Here is a 17,965-nt window from a genome sequence, read left to right as displayed (position 1 = left end):
TATCGGCATGAGTGGCTTGCTGGAAGATGGCTCTACCACCTTTGACGGGAATAGCCGAAATGAATGACTCAATGCATATGCGCGCGCTGATTGTTGACTCTGCTAATGCACCTCTGCGCCTGGCTTCGATTCAGCGACCGGTGCCTGGAGCGGGACAGGTACTGGTGCGGATCGCGGCCAGCGGGGTCAATCCGTTAGACGGGAAAATTCGTTCGGGCCAGGCTGCCCATGCTCGCCAGCCACTGCCAGCGGTACTGGGTATGGATCTGGCGGGCACCGTCGAAGCGTCAGGCGAGGGCGTCAGTGACTGGCTGCCCGGCGATGAGGTGTATGCCATGGCGACAGGAATCGGCGGTGTCCAGGGTTCGCTGGCTGAGTACGCGGTGGTCGATGCGCGTTTGCTGGCGCGCAAGCCGGCCAATCTGAGCATGCGCGAAGCGGCGGGATTGCCATTGGTGCTGATTACGGCGTGGGAAGGATTGGTCGACCGCGCTCGGGTGCGTGCGGGTCAGAAAGTGCTGATTCACGGTGGTGCAGGAGGTGTCGGGCATGTGGCGGTGCAAATCGCCCGCGTGTTTGGTGCCGAGGTGTTCGCCACCGGGTCGGCGGGGCAGCAGGAAATCATCGAAGGCTTGGGCGCGACCTTCATTGATTACCGAAAGACGTCGGTGGAGGCCTACGTGGCTGAGCATACGGACGGGGAGGGTTTTGACATTGTCTATGACACGGTAGGCGGTGAAACCCTGGATGCGTCCTTCAAGGCGGCACGGGTCTATCACGGTCATGTGGTGAGTTGTCTGGGTTGGGGGCAGCACAGCCTGGCGCCGCTGTCCTTTCGCGGGGCAACCTATTCCGGCGTGTTCACCTTGTTACCGTTGTTGACCGGGAACGGGCGTGAGCACCATGGCCGGATCCTTCAGGAGGCGGCGCGACTGATCGAAGCGGGCAGTGTGGTGCCCATTCTCGATCCACACCGGTTCAACCTGGAATCCGCCGAGGCCGCCCATGAGCTGCTCCTGTCGGGAGCGGCGCAAGGGCGGTTGGTCATCGACATTTAACTCAGAGCGTCCAGGACGACCTCCAGACGATCCTGGCCGAAGAACAACTGATTATCTTGAATACGAACGCCTCGATGGGGCCAATTTCGCTTTCGATCTGTTCGACCCGTGCGATCACGTCATCTTCCTTGCGTGCATCGCAGGCAAAACCATGGGCCTCGTGACCATTGGCTTTGATGGCATCGACCAGTGGCTGGAGTTTGTTCGCACTGCGCCGGGTGAGGCAGGCGATGAAACCTTCCTGTGCAAAGCAGTTCGGTGTCGGCCAAGAAGTGTGGTTTTTCCGCCGTGGGCATGGACGGCTTGATGAAAGCGATCGGTTTGAGCGGCGGCGCGTTCTACAACCATTTCTCGTCGAAGGACGAGCTGTTCGCGTCCATTGTCGAGCGTGAGCTGCGTCAAAGCCTGGAACGGCTGGGGGCTGATCAGGACCGGGATAGACTCGAGCGATGCTTGAAGCATTACTTGAGCATGTCCCATGTCGATCATCCGGAAACCGGTTGTGCATTACCGGCCCTGGGTGCCGAGATCGCCCGTTCCGACGTAGTGATACGGCAGCAGGCAGAGCACTGGATCTGCCAGCTTCAGGAAAGCTGGGCGCAGGTGCTGGAGAGCGACAGCCTGGCTTGGGCCATTCTGTCGCAATGCATCGGGGCGTTGGTGGTGGCGCGGATGCTCGTTACTCCGGAGCTGCAGCGCAGGGTGCTGAAGTCCAGTTACGATGAGACCAGCCGCCAGATTGCAAGTCCGAGAGCCTGACACGGAGGCTTCAAGCTATTTGCAGATGACGATCATGCTGCGGCTTGTATACCCGGCCGGATTGAGGCCAAAAGGGTAGTCCCCTGGCTCTTCCACGACATCCCCTGACTTGGCGATGACTTTGTAGCCCTTGGGCGCGCATGAGTTCGCGGCGCTCTCATAACACTTGTCCCAGGAAGACGACAGCCCGGAACAGTTGATATGCAGTCCTTTCTTGCCGTGTTTGATCTGGGTTTTGGATGTCGCCGCGCAGCCCGCAACTGCAAGTACGGCGATCAGTATCAAAATTCGTTTCATTGCTGTCCTTGTAGCGTCCCGGGTCTTTTGCCCGGGTTCGGCTGTAATCGCTTACGCATGAAGCGTTCTGATATCCCTGTCTTGAAAAGTCCATGTCTGTCACTGGGTTGCGGGCCTAAACATGGCCTAATTGAGCGGTAAATACCAGAGTCTCGTCAATTCCTGTATCAATCCGCCGCAACAGCGGGCTTTGCGGCACTGCCCATCGTCATGGTGGCACCGACGGAAGCCAGAATGATGCACAGGATGGCCATCCACTGTGACAGCGACAAGTACTCATGGAGGAACAGCAACCCTGAAAGGGCGCCAATAGCGGGTTCAATACTCATTAATGTGCCGAAAGTCCTGGCCGGCATGCGTGTGAGGGCGACCATCTCCAGGGTGTAAGGCAGTGCGGTGGAGAGAATGGCGACGCCGAGGGCGATCGGGATCAGTGAGGGGGTCAGCAGCGCTGCGCCCGCATGAACAATCCCGATGGGGGCTACGAACAGCGCAGCAATCATTACTCCCAGCGCGGCGGTCTGCACACCATTGTCGGCACCGGCCTTTTGGCCGAAAAGAATGTACAGCGCCCAGCAGGCACCGGCCCCCAACGCATAACCGGCACCCACCAGATCGATGCTCGCTGTGGTTGCTCCTGTGGGAATTAACAGCAGGAGACCGACGGCTGCCAGGGCGATCCACAGAAAGTCGATAGCGCGGCGTGAAGCGTAGATGGCAACTGCCAATGGCCCGGTGAACTCCAGCGCCACCGCGATCCCTAGCGGAACGGTGCGCAAAGACATATAGAAGAGGAAGTTCATTCCGCCCAGCGCCATGCCATAGACGATGACAGTGCGCAGAGATTTTGCCGTGAGCTTCGCCCGCCATGGTCGGAGCAACAGCAGCATGATTACGCTGGCAAAGATCAGGCGCAGGGTGGTGGTCCCTTGTGCGCCGACAACAGGGAACATGCTTTTGGCCAGGGAGGCTCCGGACTGGATCGATGCCATGGCTATTAATAGCAGGCCGACCGAAAACAAGGTCGAGGCAAGGCTGCGAGGCTGATCATTCATTGAGTGGCATCGTCCGAAGTAGAGAGCTTGGGGTATTGTTCTTGGTAATGGGCAATATACTGCGCAATCGTTACAGGCGCGTCTATATATAAGCGGTGATTTTGTCTGTCTGATAGAAAACCCAAATCAGTGCTTGACGGCAGATTCTGGAAGCCTATAATTCGCCCCACTTCCGGCGCAGTCGAAACTGAAAACTCATTGGAATACAATGAGTTACGCAGTTTTCGGCAGCAGGGTGCTTCAGGTCATCGAAGTCGAAAGGAAGTTGAAAAAGAGGTGTTGACAGCAGCGAGTAACGCTGTAGAATTCGCCTCCCGCTGGCGAGAGATCGAAAGCGCAAGTGGTTGAAGTTGTTAAGGAATCCTTGAAAACTTCTGAAAATAATCACTTGACAGTAAATGAGGCTGCTGTAGAATGCGCAGCCTCGGTTGAGGCGAAAAATCTTAACCAACCGCTCTTTAACAACTGAATCAAGCAATTCGTGTGGGTGCTTGTGGAGTCAGACTGCTAGTCAACAGATTATCAGCATCACAAGTTACTCCGCGAGAAATCAAAGATGTAACCAACGATTGCTGAGCCAAGTTTAGGGTTTTCTCAAAACCCAAAGATGTTTGAGCTGAAGAGTTTGATCATGGCTCAGATTGAACGCTGGCGGCAGGCCTAACACATGCAAGTCGAGCGGATGAAGAGAGCTTGCTCTCTGATTCAGCGGCGGACGGGTGAGTAATGCCTAGGAATCTGCCTGGTAGTGGGGGACAACGTTTCGAAAGGAACGCTAATACCGCATACGTCCTACGGGAGAAAGCAGGGGACCTTCGGGCCTTGCGCTATCAGATGAGCCTAGGTCGGATTAGCTAGTTGGTGAGGTAATGGCTCACCAAGGCGACGATCCGTAACTGGTCTGAGAGGATGATCAGTCACACTGGAACTGAGACACGGTCCAGACTCCTACGGGAGGCAGCAGTGGGGAATATTGGACAATGGGCGAAAGCCTGATCCAGCCATGCCGCGTGTGTGAAGAAGGTCTTCGGATTGTAAAGCACTTTAAGTTGGGAGGAAGGGCAGTAACTTAATACGTTGCTGTTTTGACGTTACCGACAGAATAAGCACCGGCTAACTCTGTGCCAGCAGCCGCGGTAATACAGAGGGTGCAAGCGTTAATCGGAATTACTGGGCGTAAAGCGCGCGTAGGTGGTTTGTTAAGTTGGATGTGAAAGCCCCGGGCTCAACCTGGGAACTGCATTCAAAACTGACAAGCTAGAGTATGGTAGAGGGTGGTGGAATTTCCTGTGTAGCGGTGAAATGCGTAGATATAGGAAGGAACACCAGTGGCGAAGGCGACCACCTGGACTGATACTGACACTGAGGTGCGAAAGCGTGGGGAGCAAACAGGATTAGATACCCTGGTAGTCCACGCCGTAAACGATGTCAACTAGCCGTTGGGAGCCTTGAGCTCTTAGTGGCGCAGCTAACGCATTAAGTTGACCGCCTGGGGAGTACGGCCGCAAGGTTAAAACTCAAATGAATTGACGGGGGCCCGCACAAGCGGTGGAGCATGTGGTTTAATTCGAAGCAACGCGAAGAACCTTACCAGGCCTTGACATCCAATGAACTTTCCAGAGATGGATTGGTGCCTTCGGGAACATTGAGACAGGTGCTGCATGGCTGTCGTCAGCTCGTGTCGTGAGATGTTGGGTTAAGTCCCGTAACGAGCGCAACCCTTGTCCTTAGTTACCAGCACGTTATGGTGGGCACTCTAAGGAGACTGCCGGTGACAAACCGGAGGAAGGTGGGGATGACGTCAAGTCATCATGGCCCTTACGGCCTGGGCTACACACGTGCTACAATGGTCGGTACAGAGGGTTGCCAAGCCGCGAGGTGGAGCTAATCCCATAAAACCGATCGTAGTCCGGATCGCAGTCTGCAACTCGACTGCGTGAAGTCGGAATCGCTAGTAATCGCGAATCAGAATGTCGCGGTGAATACGTTCCCGGGCCTTGTACACACCGCCCGTCACACCATGGGAGTGGGTTGCACCAGAAGTAGCTAGTCTAACCTTCGGGAGGACGGTTACCACGGTGTGATTCATGACTGGGGTGAAGTCGTAACAAGGTAGCCGTAGGGGAACCTGCGGCTGGATCACCTCCTTAATCGACGACTCAGCTGCTCCATAAGTTCCCACACGAATTGCTTGATTCATTGAAGAAGACGATAGAAGCAGCCCGAAATTGGGTCTGTAGCTCAGTTGGTTAGAGCGCACCCCTGATAAGGGTGAGGTCGGCAGTTCGAATCTGCCCAGACCCACCAATTTTGTGTGGGAAACCTGTAGAAATACGGGGCCATAGCTCAGCTGGGAGAGCGCCTGCCTTGCACGCAGGAGGTCAACGGTTCGATCCCGTTTGGCTCCACCACTACTGCTTCTGAAGTTTGAAAGCTTAGAAATGAGCATTCCATCGAGACGATGATGAATGTTGATTTCTAGTCTTTGGCTAGATCGTTCTTTAAAAATTTGGGTATGTGATAGAAAGATAGACTGAACGTTACTTTCACTGGTAACGGATCAGGCTAAGGTAAAATTTGTGAGTTGCTCTTTATTGAGCGGCGCGAATTTTCGGCGAATGTCGTCTTCACAGTATAACCAGATTGCTTGGGGTTATATGGTCAAGTGAAGAAGCGCATACGGTGGATGCCTTGGCAGTCAGAGGCGATGAAAGACGTGGTAGCCTGCGAAAAGCTTCGGGGAGTCGGCAAACAGACTTTGATCCGGAGATGTCTGAATGGGGGAACCCAGCCATCATAAGATGGTTATCTTAAGCTGAATACATAGGCTTAAGAGGCGAACCAGGGGAACTGAAACATCTAAGTACCCTGAGGAAAAGAAATCAACCGAGATTCCCTTAGTAGTGGCGAGCGAACGGGGACTAGCCCTTAAGTGGCTTTGAGATTAGCGGAACGCTCTGGAAAGTGCGGCCATAGTGGGTGATAGCCCTGTACGCGAAAATCTCTTGGTCATGAAATCGAGTAGGACGGAGCACGAGAAACTTTGTCTGAATATGGGGGGACCATCCTCCAAGGCTAAATACTACTGACTGACCGATAGTGAACTAGTACCGTGAGGGAAAGGCGAAAAGAACCCCGGAGAGGGGAGTGAAATAGATCCTGAAACCGTATGCGTACAAGCAGTGGGAGCAGACTTTGTTCTGTGACTGCGTACCTTTTGTATAATGGGTCAGCGACTTATTTTCAGTGGCGAGCTTAACCGAATAGGGGAGGCGTAGCGAAAGCGAGTCTTAATAGGGCGTCTAGTCGCTGGGAATAGACCCGAAACCGGGCGATCTATCCATGGGCAGGTTGAAGGTTAGGTAACACTGACTGGAGGACCGAACCGACTACCGTTGAAAAGTTAGCGGATGACCTGTGGATCGGAGTGAAAGGCTAATCAAGCTCGGAGATAGCTGGTTCTCCTCGAAAGCTATTTAGGTAGCGCCTCATGTATCACTGTAGGGGGTAGAGCACTGTTTCGGCTAGGGGGTCATCCCGACTTACCAAACCGATGCAAACTCCGAATACCTACAAGTGCCGAGCATGGGAGACACACGGCGGGTGCTAACGTCCGTCGTGAAAAGGGAAACAACCCAGACCGTCAGCTAAGGTCCCAAAGTTATGGTTAAGTGGGAAACGATGTGGGAAGGCTTAGACAGCTAGGAGGTTGGCTTAGAAGCAGCCACCCTTTAAAGAAAGCGTAATAGCTCACTAGTCGAGTCGGCCTGCGCGGAAGATGTAACGGGGCTCAAACCATACACCGAAGCTACGGGTATCACTTAGGTGATGCGGTAGAGGAGCGTTCTGTAAGCCTGTGAAGGTGAGTTGAGAAGCTTGCTGGAGGTATCAGAAGTGCGAATGCTGACATGAGTAACGACAATGGGTGTGAAAAACACCCACGCCGAAAGACCAAGGTTTCCTGCGCAACGTTAATCGACGCAGGGTTAGTCGGTCCCTAAGGCGAGGCTGAAAAGCGTAGTCGATGGAAAACAGGTTAATATTCCTGTACTTCTGGTTATTGCGATGGAGGGACGGAGAAGGCTAGGCCAGCTTGGCGTTGGTTGTCCAAGTTTAAGGTGGTAGGCTGAGATCTTAGGTAAATCCGGGATCTTAAGGCCGAGAGCTGATGACGAGTGTTCTTTTAGAACACGAAGTGGTTGATGCCATGCTTCCAAGAAAAGCTTCTAAGCTTCAGGTAACCAGGAACCGTACCCCAAACCGACACAGGTGGTTGGGTAGAGAATACCAAGGCGCTTGAGAGAACTCGGGTGAAGGAACTAGGCAAAATGGCACCGTAACTTCGGGAGAAGGTGCGCCGGTGAGGGTGAAGTACTTGCTACGTAAGCCCACGCCGGTCGAAGATACCAGGCCGCTGCGACTGTTTATTAAAAACACAGCACTCTGCAAACACGAAAGTGGACGTATAGGGTGTGACGCCTGCCCGGTGCCGGAAGGTTAATTGATGGGGTTAGCTAACGCGAAGCTCTTGATCGAAGCCCCGGTAAACGGCGGCCGTAACTATAACGGTCCTAAGGTAGCGAAATTCCTTGTCGGGTAAGTTCCGACCTGCACGAATGGCGTAACGATGGCGGCGCTGTCTCCACCCGAGACTCAGTGAAATTGAAATCGCTGTGAAGATGCAGTGTATCCGCGGCTAGACGGAAAGACCCCGTGAACCTTTACTATAGCTTTGCACTGGACTTTGAATTTGCTTGTGTAGGATAGGTGGGAGGCTTTGAAGCGTGGACGCCAGTTCGCGTGGAGCCATCCTTGAAATACCACCCTGGCAACTTTGAGGTTCTAACTCAGGTCCGTTATCCGGATCGAGGACAGTGTATGGTGGGTAGTTTGACTGGGGCGGTCTCCTCCTAAAGAGTAACGGAGGAGTACGAAGGTGCGCTCAGACCGGTCGGAAATCGGTCGTAGAGTATAAAGGCAAAAGCGCGCTTGACTGCGAGACAGACACGTCGAGCAGGTACGAAAGTAGGTCTTAGTGATCCGGTGGTTCTGTATGGAAGGGCCATCGCTCAACGGATAAAAGGTACTCCGGGGATAACAGGCTGATACCGCCCAAGAGTTCATATCGACGGCGGTGTTTGGCACCTCGATGTCGGCTCATCACATCCTGGGGCTGAAGCCGGTCCCAAGGGTATGGCTGTTCGCCATTTAAAGTGGTACGCGAGCTGGGTTTAGAACGTCGTGAGACAGTTCGGTCCCTATCTGCCGTGGACGTTTGAGATTTGAGAGGGGCTGCTCCTAGTACGAGAGGACCGGAGTGGACGAACCTCTGGTGTTCCGGTTGTCACGCCAGTGGCATTGCCGGGTAGCTATGTTCGGAATAGATAACCGCTGAAAGCATCTAAGCGGGAAACTAGCCTCAAGATGAGATCTCACTGGAACCTTGAGTTCCCTGAAGGGCCGTCGAAGACTACGACGTTGATAGGTTGGGTGTGTAAGCGCTGTGAGGCGTTGAGCTAACCAATACTAATTGCCCGTGAGGCTTGACCATATAACACCCAAGCAATTTGCATGCTCCTAAATAAAGAGCAAAGCCAGATTGCGGTGTGTGAAGACGCAATGAACCGAAAGTTCGCACAACACACAAACTATCGCATACCCAATTTGCTGAAGCGTCGAAAGACGGTTCGGCACACAGAATTTCTTGACGACCATAGAGCATTGGAACCACCTGATCCCATCCCGAACTCAGCAGTGAAACGATGCATCGCCGATGGTAGTGTGGGGTTTCCCCATGTGAGAGTAGGTCATCGTCAAGATTAAATTCCGAAACCCCTATCTGCGTATGCAGGTAGGGGTTTTGTTTTTGTCCGCAGGAAAGTGTCGCTAAAAAAGGGATAGTCTGATGGCTATCCCTTTTTTCAACCCAAAGCGCTAGTGAAACTTCGGCAACACGTATTCCGCAATCTCTTCAATAATTTCTGCGACGGGTCGTTCACTGCGCCGTAGATGCAGGCCAACATGCTGTACCCCTGCTTCGCGCAATGCCTGAAGTTCGTCAATCAACGCCAATCGCCCACAAATACCGCCGAACCGTACTCGTCGCATGGGGGCGTGGGGGTTGTCTGCGAGATCCAGGTGAATGAAGCTGACATAAGGTTTTTTGCCGCCAACCTCGCGCCACAACCCGACTCTGCGACGATGTTCCTCGGGTGTGCCCGGATAGGCGAGCCAACCGTCCATGTGTTGACCAATCCACGCTGGAGATTGTTGGCCAAGACCCGCAACGAGCAACGGTGCTGACTCACCTCGCTCGGGAAGCAAGCGAGCCCCTTCGGGCAAACGACCTTCCCCTTGGCTGCGCAGCAATTCAACGGTATCGCGGAAGATTTCACCGCGCCGATCGTAATCCACGCCAAACAACGGATACTCCATCGGGCGGTCACCACTGGCCACGCCCAGCAGCAGGCGCCCGTCACTCAACTCATCGACACTGTTAGCCGATTTCAACGTCAGCCAAGGCTGACGCAGCGGCAGTACAACCGCCGCCGTACCCAGCATGATGTTTTCGGTAATGCCGGCCAGGTACCCGAGATAGGAAAAGGTTTCGAAAACCTGTGCCGCATCACCGAAATGCGGGTCATAAATCGGCACATCACGAACCCAAAGGGCGCTAAAACCCGACTTGTCGGCCAGGCGCGCCATGGCCGCGTGCTGCCTCAGGTCCGGTACGCCAAAAGGTCGACCTTCGGCCATCCGCAGACGTTGACCGCCGCTGGACCAATCATTGTCGAGTGGCAGTTCCAGTCCGATGGAAAACCCATTCGGCCCAAGCAATCGTTGAAATCGTGGATGCATGTATAACTCCCAAAAAACAGAACGGAATGACATGCACCCAGTATTCACGGGCGAATCAGCAAGAAAAATGCACGAATGGGAATATCAGTCTTGATTAAGACGCACGAGTCAGCGGCAACCGAGATCACTTTGCGACGCTCAACGACTGCCCTTAGAGGAAATCGCACTAAAGTGACCGGACAGTTTTTGTTATGGTGCAGCTCGTTTTTTAATGGACTGATTTCAAGCCCGCGGATCGGCACTTTCTCTTCAAAGAGTTGCTCCAGAAATGCCCGAACCGATACCGATCAAGGACCACGAAAATGAGACGCGCCTGGTCAACAAAAGGCTGATCGCCTGCGCCTTGTTTGTCGTCGCCATTACCTGCGCGCTGGTGGTGCGCATGTATGTCCTGCAAGTGGTCGAATTCGACTATCACTCCACGATCTCTGAAAACAACCGTGTCCACGTCCTGCCGATCACCCCGACTCGCGGGTTGATCTATGACCGCAATGGCGTGGTTCTGGCGGACAACCGGCCCAGTTACAACCTGACCATCACCCGCGAGCGCGCTTCGGACGTCAAACAAGAGCTGGACGAAGTGATCAACCTGCTGCACTTGCCTGCCGAAGACCGCGCGCTGTTCGACAAAGCGATGAAGCAGGCACGGCACCCCTTCGTACCGGTCACGCTGTTCTATGAGCTCAGCGAAGAACAGATTGCGGTGCTCGCGGTCAATGAATTCCGCTTGCCTGGCATCGATGTCGAACCGCAGTTCGTACGCCACTATCCGTTCGCTGAACACTTCGCTCATTCAATCGGCTACGTCGGTCGTATCAACGAGAAAGAATCCAAGGCCCTGGACTCGGTCGAATACCGTGGCACCCAATCCATCGGCAAAACCGGGGTCGAGAAATTCTACGAGTCGGAGCTGCATGGCCATGTCGGTTACGAAGAAGTTGAAACCAACGCTCAAGGGCGTGTGTTGCGAGTGCTCAAGCACACCGACCCGGTTCCGGGTAAAAACATCGTCCTGAGTCTCGACGTCAAGCTTCAGGAAGCCGCCGAGCAAGCTCTGGGTGACCGCCGTGGTTCGGTGGTTGCGCTCGATCCGTCGACGGGTGAAGTGCTGGCCATGGTCAGCAAGCCCAGCTTCGACCCGAATCTGTTTGTCACCGGCATCAGCTTCAAGGAGTACGCGGCGCTGCACGATTCGATCGACCGGCCGCTGTTCAACCGCGTGCTGCGCGGCCTCTATGCGCCGGGCTCGACCATCAAGCCGGAAGTCGCGATTGCCGGCCTCGATGCGGGTGTGGTCACGCCGCAGACCCGAGTCTTCGACCCGGGCTACTACCAACTGCCGGACTTCGATCACAAGTACCGTAACTGGAACCACAGCGGTGACGGATGGGTGGACATGGACGCGGCGATCATGCGTTCCAACGATACCTACTTCTACGACCTGGCACACAAGCTGGGCATCGATCGCCTGCACGACTATATGGCGATGTTCGGTCTCGGTGAAAAGGTCTCGCTGGACATGTACGAAGAGTCTCCCGGATTGATGCCGTCCCAGGCCTGGAAGCGCGCCACGCGCCGCCAGCCGTGGTTCCCGGGTGAGACGGTAATCCTCGGCATTGGCCAGGGCTACATGCAAGTCACCCCGCTGCAACTGGCCCAGGCCACCGCGCTGATCGCCAACAAAGGGGTGTGGAACCGCCCGCACCTGGCCCGGACCGTGGACGGTGTCGCACCTGTGGATGAGCACCCGATGCCGAATATCCTGCTCAAGGATCCCCGTGACTGGGAGCAGGTCAACCATGGCATGCAGATGGTGATGCACGATGCCCGAGGAATTGCCCGTGCCGCCGCGGTGGGGGTGCAGTACCGCATCGCCGGCAAGAGCGGCACTGCGCAAGTGGTGGCGATCAAGCAGGGTGAGCGTTACAACCGCGCGAAGACCCTGGAGCGTAACCGCGACAACGCCTTGTTTGTCGGTTTTGCACCGGCGGAACACCCCAAGATTGTCATTTCGGTGATGATCGAAAACGGCGAGGCCGGTGGCCGCGTCGCCGGTCCCGTGGTGCGGCAGATCATGGACGCCTGGCTACTTGATCAGGACGGTCACTTGAAGCCGCAATACGCCGCGCCGAGCAAACCACCGGGCGATCCGCACGTCTGAAAGCCATCGCGATCCACCTGTCGAAACACAAACGCCCTACGGCACTTGCCATAGCCCTTACGTTAACGTAAAGATTGCGGCAGGGCGCCGTTGTACCAAGGCGCAGGGCGGACCGACCCGGAGCGCTTGATGACTCTTATAAAAACAAATTCCCCCAAATTGCACCGCGAAGCCCGGCTGGCCCGGGAAAAGCTGCATCTGGAAGGTGAAGTACCGGATGGCGTCCTGCGCGCCGAAATCGATGCCTCGTGGCGGCGCAGCCTCAGTCATGGCGTGCATTTCAACGCCAAGCATGAACTGGCGCTGGAATCGACGGCGAGCCTGGATGTGTTGCTGGCAAGCAACCGGCTGCTGATCGACGCGGCACTGCCGGCGATCGATTACCTGGCCGAACGCCAGGGCAAGGAAGGGCTGATCATTCTCGCCAACTCCGAGGCGACCATTCTCGCGGTCGAAGGACGCGCTGACCGTCTCAAGGGCAGCGGCCTGCAAGACATCACCCTCGGTGCCTGCTGGAGCGAAGCCGTACGCGGCACCAATGCCCTCGGTACGGCGCTGGTCGAAGCCCGGCCGACCCTGATCGATTGCGGCGAACATTACCTGGATCGGCTCAGTGATTTTTCCTGCACCTCGGTGCCGATCCATTGCCCCCAGGGCGACATTCTCGGCGTCCTCGACCTGACCCGCGAAGGTCCGCTGGGCCGCGCCCACGACAGCACCGCGTTGCTGGCCATGGCCGTCAGCCAGATCGAAAGCCGGGTGTTCAACGCCAGCTATCCGGACGAAATCGTCCTGGCCTTCCACAGCCGTCGGCAGTACCTCGAATCCCCCTGGCAGGGCTTGTTGGCCGTAAGCCTCGGCGGGCAGATCCTCGCCGTCAGTGCCCAGGCTTGCCAGTTGCTGCATGCCGAGCGCTCGGCGCTGGTGGGTCGACGGTGCGAAGAGTTTCTCGGCGTCGATGGCCTGCAACTGTTGGCGCGGCTGCATCAGGGCGGTGTTGGCAGCCTGCAGACCGCCAAAGGCGAGTTCTTCTACAAAACCCTGCGTGCGCCGCAGCGTTCGATCAACGTCAGTACCCCGCCGCGCAGCGTCGCAAAACCCGCCAAGACCCAGCCGGACCTCGAATCCCTGGCCGGCAGCAATGTGCGTTATGCCCGGGCCCTGCGCATGGCCCGCCAAGGCCTGGCCAACGAACTGCCAGTATTGCTGTTGGGCGAAACCGGCACCGGTAAAGAAGTCATCGCCCGCGCCCTGCACATGGCTGGCAGCCGCGCCGAAAAGCCCTTCGTGGCGGTGAACTGCGCGGCCATTCCTGAAGGTCTGATCGAGTCCGAACTGTTCGGCTACCGCGAAGGTGCGTTCACCGGATCGCGGCGGGGTGGCATGATCGGTCGTTTGCAACAGGCCCACGGCGGCACGCTGTTCCTCGACGAAATCGGTGACATGCCGCTGGCACTTCAGGCGCGTCTGTTGCGCGTATTGCAGGACCGCAAAGTCGCGCCGTTGGGTGCTGGCGAAGAACAGGACATCGACATCGCATTGATCTGCGCCACCCACCGCGACCTCAAGCGTCTGGTGGAAGAACAACATTTTCGCGAAGACCTGTTCTACCGAGTCAACGGCATCAGCGTGATGCTCCCGGCCCTACGCGAGCGCGAAGACTTCAGCGCGCTGGTCAGTCGTTTGCTGGCCAGACTCGATGCACCAACGGTGCTGCTGCATGACGACTTGAGCCGTTTGCTCGGCGCTTATCACTGGCCGGGCAACATCCGCCAACTGGAGATGGTCCTGCGCACGGCACTGGCCATGCGCGAGCCAGGGGAAACCGTGCTCACCCTCGATCACCTGCCCGACAGCATGCTTGACGACCTGAGCGCCAGCGAACGACCGCAGTCCGGGAGCATTCGCGAAAATGAACTGGAGATGATTCGCCAGTCCCTGGACAGCCATCAGGGCAACGTCTCGGCCGCCGCCGACGCCTTGGGCATCAGCCGCGCGACCCTGTATCGCAAGCTCAAACAGTTGCGCTCGTGATGCAGCGCCTGATCGTTCGGCTGATCGACAGCCAGAACCCCGAAGCTCTGCAGTCAGCGCTGCGCTGGCTCTACAGTTTCGTGCGGCCCCATCGACTGGCGATCGCCGGGCTGCTCGGCTTGTCGGTCTCTGCTTCGGCATTGGTGCTGGTGCAACCGTGGCTGACCAAGCTGTTGATCGACGATGGTTTGCTCGCGCGCAATTTCCCGATGCTGGTGCTGATCGCCGGGCTGATGATCGTCGCCGGGTTGCTCGGCACGGCGTTGTCCGGGATCAACCGTTATCTGCACACGCGCCTGTCCGGGCGCATGCTGTTTGCCCTGCGCGATGACCTCTATCGGCATTTGCAGACCCTGTCACCCAGCTTCTACGGTCAGCGGCGCATCGGTGACCTGATGTCGCGCCTCGATGGCGACGTGGCGGAGATCCAGCGTTTTGCCGTGGACTCGCTGTTTTCGGCGGTGTCCAGCGTGATTGGCCTGGTGGTGGCGCTGGCGATGCTGCTGACCCTGTCCTGGAAGCTGTCGCTGCTGGCACTGGTGCTGATTCCCCTCGACGTGCTCTGGCTGCGCTGGATGCGGCGCAAGGTCGAGCGTGATGTGCGGCAGTTGCGCGAGCGCTCGGCGGACATGTCCTCGTTCATGGTCGAGACGCTGCCGGTGATGAAATTCATCCAGTCCGCCGGTCAGCAGCAGCGCGAAGCGCGACGCCTGGAAAACCTGGGCCAGGGCTACATGAGCCAGTTGCTGCGCCTGCAAGTCACCGAGTTTTTCACCCAGGCCGTGCCAGGCACGCTGACCTCCCTGTCCCGCGCCTGCGCCTTTCTGATCGGCGGATACTGGGTGGTGCAGGGCACTTGGCAACTGGGCGCTCTGATCGCGTTTTCGACCTACCTGGGCATGGCCGTCGGGCCGGTGCAGAGCCTGCTCGGGCTCTATGTCGCCATTCAACGAATGACCGTCAGCCTCGGGCGCGTGATGGAGCTGCGCGGCGAACAACCGACCGTACTCACTCCCGCGACGCCACAGCCGCTGCCGGCTTCTGGCGATCTGCGTTTCGATGACGTGCACTTCAGCCATCCGGGTCGATCGACCACCCTGCGCGGCATCCAGGCCTCCATACCCTACGGTTTGAAAGTCGCCTTGAGCGGCGGCTCCGGCGTTGGCAAATCGACCTTGATCGACCTGCTGCAGCGCCACCACGACCCGCAATCCGGTCGGGTGTTGCTGGGGGAGGTCGACCTGCGCGAACTCGACCTGTTCCAGCTGCGTCGGCGCATCGCCGTGGTCAGTCAGGACATCGTGCTGTTTCGCGGCAGCCTGGCCGACAACCTGGCCTATGCGGTGCCGGATGCCAGCCGCGAAGCGATTGCCGAAGTGGCACGGCTGGCCCAACTCGACAGTCTGATCGCCTCGTTGCCCGAAGGTCTCGACAGCCCGCTGGGTGAGCGTGGGCAGCAGTTGTCCGGCGGGCAAAAACAACGCATCGCGATTGCCCGCGCACTCTTGCAGGACCCTCTGATCCTGGTGCTCGACGAAGCCACCTCGGCGGTGGACGAAGCCACCGAGCGCGAAGTGATCGAGGCCATCGACCGCCTGTTCGCCGGGCGCACACGGATACTGATCAGCCATCGTCCTTCCACCCTCGCCGATGCCGATCTGCGCTTTGAATTGCTCGACGGCGTATTGATTTCCAAAGCGGTGCTGCATGAAGCCTGAGTTGCGTATTGGTGTGGTGGACAGCGGTCACTCGGCGGCGCAGCGGGTGCAAGTCATTGCCGGGCGGCGCTTTGCGTTGGTGGAGGACGGACTCACCGAGAGCGATTTGCACGGCGACCCCCTGGGCCACGGCAGCGCGGTCATCGAAGCCATCGGCCGCCGTGCGCCATCGGCACTGTTCTGCGTGGCCCAGGTGTTCGATCAGCGCGGCGTCACCAGTGCCTTGCAGATAGCCACGGCGATCGACTGGCTGGTGGCTCAGGATGTGCGGCTGATCAATTTGAGTCTCGGCCTGCGTCAGGATCGCAGTCTGTTGCGTGCCGCTTGCGCGGCGGCGGTGGCGAAGGGCGTATTGCTGTGCGCGTCCAGCCCGGCCCAGGGCGAGGGCGTGTTCCCGGCGAATTATCCACAGGTGCTGCGGGTGACCGGCGATGCGCGCTGCGCCGAACTCGAATGGTCGTGGCTCAACACCACCCAGGCGGATTTTGCCGCCTGCGTGCACGGCACTTATCCGGGGCAGTCGGGCGCCAGTCTCGGTTGCGCGGCGTTGAGCGGACATATCGCAGCGTTCCTGGTGGCACACCCCGAGGCGAGCAACGAACAGGTGATCGACTACCTGCAGCACAACGCCCGCTATCGCGGCCCTGAACGGCGTCTCGGGCCATGACCGCGATTGTGGTGCTGGGCGCCGGCCCGGCGGGTGCGGCGGTGGCACTGGGGCTGCGGCGCCTCGGCTATGCCGTCACCCTGGTCAGCGAGTGGCGCCGGTTTGCCGCACTGGAAGGCGTATCCGTGCGGGTGCTGGAGGCCCTGCGCGGTGCAGGGCTGCATCATGCTGTGGAGGAGGCGGCGTTGCCTTCGCAACGGCAGGTCAACTGGAACGGCCAGCAACACGCACAAAACATCGAATTCCTGCTGGATCGCCCGACTTTCGATCGCGGCCTGCGCCAAGACTTGCGCGCGGCTGGCGTGCTGTTGATCGAAGGCCGGGTGCTGGGCGTGCAGTCATTTTCCGATCGGCATCGCATCGACATCGAAGGACGCGAAAGCCTGAGCGCAGACTTTCTGGTCGAAGCCCGTGGGCGTCAGGCACCGGCGCTCGGCAAGGGCCTGCGCGGGCCGGAGACGGTCAGCCTGCTTAATCGCTGGCAAGGCACGCCGGGCGACACCGCCAGCGCCGTGGAAAGCCTTGAGGACGGCTGGGCGTGGATGGCGCGACGGGCCGACGGCCAGTGCTACTGGCAATGGACGGTGGACGTGGCCAGCGCCGGGTTGCCGGGCAAGGCGCAGTTGCTGGCGTACTGTCGCCAGCGGCGTCAGGATTCGGCCGTGGCCCGGGCATTTTTTGCCGGTGAAGCGGAGGTTGACCTGAACCTGCACGCCCGCAGCAGCACAGCCATCCTCAGCCCGCAGGTGTGTGGCGATCGATGGATACGGGTCGGCGATGCGGCGATGGCGGTCGACCCGCTGTCGGGCAATGGCATCTTTCAATCGCTGTCGTCGGCATTGCAGGCGCCGACGGTGATCAACACCCTGTTGCGCAAACCCGAACGGGCGGCGCTGGCCCAGCGTTTTCACCAGCAGCGAGTGGAACAGCTGTTTCTGCGGTTCGCACGGATCGGTCGGGATTTCTATGCCGATGAGCAGCGCTGGTCGAGCCAGCCGTTCTGGGAGGCGCGGCGACAGTGGCCGGATGCCGAGATCGCCCATGCCGAGGCGGATTTCAGCGCGTTACGGATCGAGCGGGCACCGGTGTTGCGCAACGGGTTTGTCGATGAGGCCGAAGTGGTGATCACCGCGGATCAGCCGCTGGGGATCTGGCATGTACAGGGGGTTGAGCTGGCGCCGTTGGTACGGCGGTTGCGGACCGAGCCGGCCGAGCGGGCGCTGGCCGGGCTGACGGTGGAGCAGGGGAGGATGGTTCGCGGCTGGTTGTTGACTCAGGGATTCAAGCCCTGAGATTTGTGCTGTTTGGGCCGGCCTCATCGCGAGCAAGCCCGCTCCCACAGTGATTTGTGTGAGGCC

10 protein-coding genes, 2 tRNA genes, 3 rRNA genes and 1 pseudogene are annotated in these 17,965 nt (G+C 58.1%); 12 read left to right on the top strand and 4 right to left on the bottom strand.

The window, feature by feature from the left end; translation table 11 throughout:
- Positions 1-59: 59 nt before the first annotated feature.
- Entirely contained in the window at positions 60-1,058 is a 999-nt protein-coding gene (locus ACX3YF_RS29105; RefSeq protein ID WP_458974727.1) for a zinc-dependent alcohol dehydrogenase family protein, read from the top strand.
- Positions 1,059-1,098: 40 nt separating this feature from the next.
- Here the strand turns inward: ACX3YF_RS29105 and ACX3YF_RS29100 are convergent.
- Positions 1,099-1,308 (bottom strand): annotated as a pseudogene (locus ACX3YF_RS29100) (SDR family NAD(P)-dependent oxidoreductase); the annotation flags it as partial.
- On the opposite strand from ACX3YF_RS29100, the gene ACX3YF_RS29095 reads away from it, so the two are divergent.
- Complete coding sequence (locus ACX3YF_RS29095; protein WP_458974726.1) at positions 1,302-1,817, top strand: TetR/AcrR family transcriptional regulator; 516 nt, start codon at positions 1,302-1,304, stop codon at positions 1,815-1,817. The pseudogene ACX3YF_RS29100 and the gene ACX3YF_RS29095 sit on opposite strands and share 7 nt — an antisense overlap.
- A gap of 15 nt (positions 1,818-1,832) precedes the next feature.
- Here the strand turns inward: ACX3YF_RS29095 and ACX3YF_RS29090 are convergent, their stop codons facing one another.
- Positions 1,833-2,114 carry a hypothetical protein gene (locus ACX3YF_RS29090; RefSeq protein ID WP_130210344.1) on the bottom strand — a complete coding sequence of 94 codons (282 nt, stop codon included), beginning with the start codon at positions 2,112-2,114 and terminating at the stop codon, positions 1,833-1,835.
- A gap of 167 nt (positions 2,115-2,281) precedes the next feature.
- Positions 2,282-3,169, bottom strand: a complete 888-nt coding sequence (gene rhtA, locus ACX3YF_RS29085) for a threonine/homoserine exporter RhtA (protein ID WP_130210342.1) — start codon at positions 3,167-3,169, stop codon at positions 2,282-2,284.
- A gap of 613 nt (positions 3,170-3,782) precedes the next feature.
- Here rhtA and ACX3YF_RS29080 point away from each other — a divergent pair.
- From ACX3YF_RS29080 to rrf, 5 genes are all read left to right on the top strand, one after another.
- Positions 3,783-5,319, top strand: a 16S ribosomal RNA gene (locus ACX3YF_RS29080).
- A gap of 80 nt (positions 5,320-5,399) precedes the next feature.
- Positions 5,400-5,476 (top strand) — tRNA-Ile (locus tag ACX3YF_RS29075).
- Positions 5,477-5,504: 28 nt separating this feature from the next.
- Positions 5,505-5,580 (top strand) — tRNA-Ala (locus ACX3YF_RS29070).
- A gap of 248 nt (positions 5,581-5,828) precedes the next feature.
- Positions 5,829-8,720: ribosomal RNA gene (locus tag ACX3YF_RS29065) — 23S ribosomal RNA — on the top strand.
- 152 nt (positions 8,721-8,872) lie between these two features.
- Positions 8,873-8,988 (top strand): 5S ribosomal RNA (gene rrf, locus ACX3YF_RS29060).
- Together the 16S, 23S and 5S rRNA genes with 2 tRNA genes alongside form the textbook arrangement of a ribosomal RNA operon.
- 115 nt (positions 8,989-9,103) lie before the next feature.
- On the opposite strand, the gene ACX3YF_RS29055 is transcribed toward rrf, so the two are convergent.
- Positions 9,104-10,027, bottom strand: a complete 924-nt coding sequence (locus ACX3YF_RS29055) for a TIGR03571 family LLM class oxidoreductase (RefSeq protein ID WP_458974725.1) — start codon at positions 10,025-10,027, stop codon at positions 9,104-9,106.
- Positions 10,028-10,295: 268 nt separating this feature from the next.
- Here ACX3YF_RS29055 and mrdA point away from each other — a divergent pair, with 268 nt between their 5' ends.
- The 5 genes from mrdA (at position 10,296) to qhpG (ending at position 17,899) form a co-directional block, all read left to right on the top strand.
- Positions 10,296-12,188 carry a penicillin-binding protein 2 gene (mrdA, locus tag ACX3YF_RS29050; protein WP_103405880.1) on the top strand — a complete coding sequence of 631 codons (1,893 nt, stop codon included), beginning with the start codon at positions 10,296-10,298 and terminating at the stop codon, positions 12,186-12,188.
- 129 nt (positions 12,189-12,317) lie between these two features.
- Positions 12,318-14,222 carry a sigma-54-dependent Fis family transcriptional regulator gene (locus tag ACX3YF_RS29045; protein ID WP_458945706.1) on the top strand — a complete coding sequence of 635 codons (1,905 nt, stop codon included), beginning with the start codon at positions 12,318-12,320 and terminating at the stop codon, positions 14,220-14,222.
- On the top strand, positions 14,222-15,940 hold the full coding sequence (locus ACX3YF_RS29040; RefSeq protein ID WP_458945704.1) for an ABC transporter ATP-binding protein: 1,719 nt from the start codon (positions 14,222-14,224) through the stop codon (positions 15,938-15,940). Before ACX3YF_RS29045 ends, ACX3YF_RS29040 begins: the two co-directional genes overlap by 1 nt.
- Complete coding sequence (gene qhpE, locus ACX3YF_RS29035) at positions 15,930-16,607, top strand: subtilisin-like serine protease QhpE (protein WP_130209306.1); 678 nt, start codon at positions 15,930-15,932, stop codon at positions 16,605-16,607. The genes ACX3YF_RS29040 and qhpE overlap by 11 nt, the downstream gene beginning before the upstream one ends.
- Positions 16,604-17,899 (top strand): flavin-dependent monooxygenase QhpG, encoded by a 1,296-nt coding sequence (qhpG, locus tag ACX3YF_RS29030; protein WP_458974724.1) that lies wholly within the window; start codon positions 16,604-16,606, stop codon positions 17,897-17,899. The genes qhpE and qhpG overlap by 4 nt, the downstream gene beginning before the upstream one ends.
- Positions 17,900-17,965 lie beyond the last annotated feature (66 nt).

This window comes from Pseudomonas fluorescens group sp. PF-69 (assembly GCF_054481235.1).
Note: the sequence above shows the minus strand (reverse complement) of the source record. Positions and strands in the feature narration are given on the sequence as shown.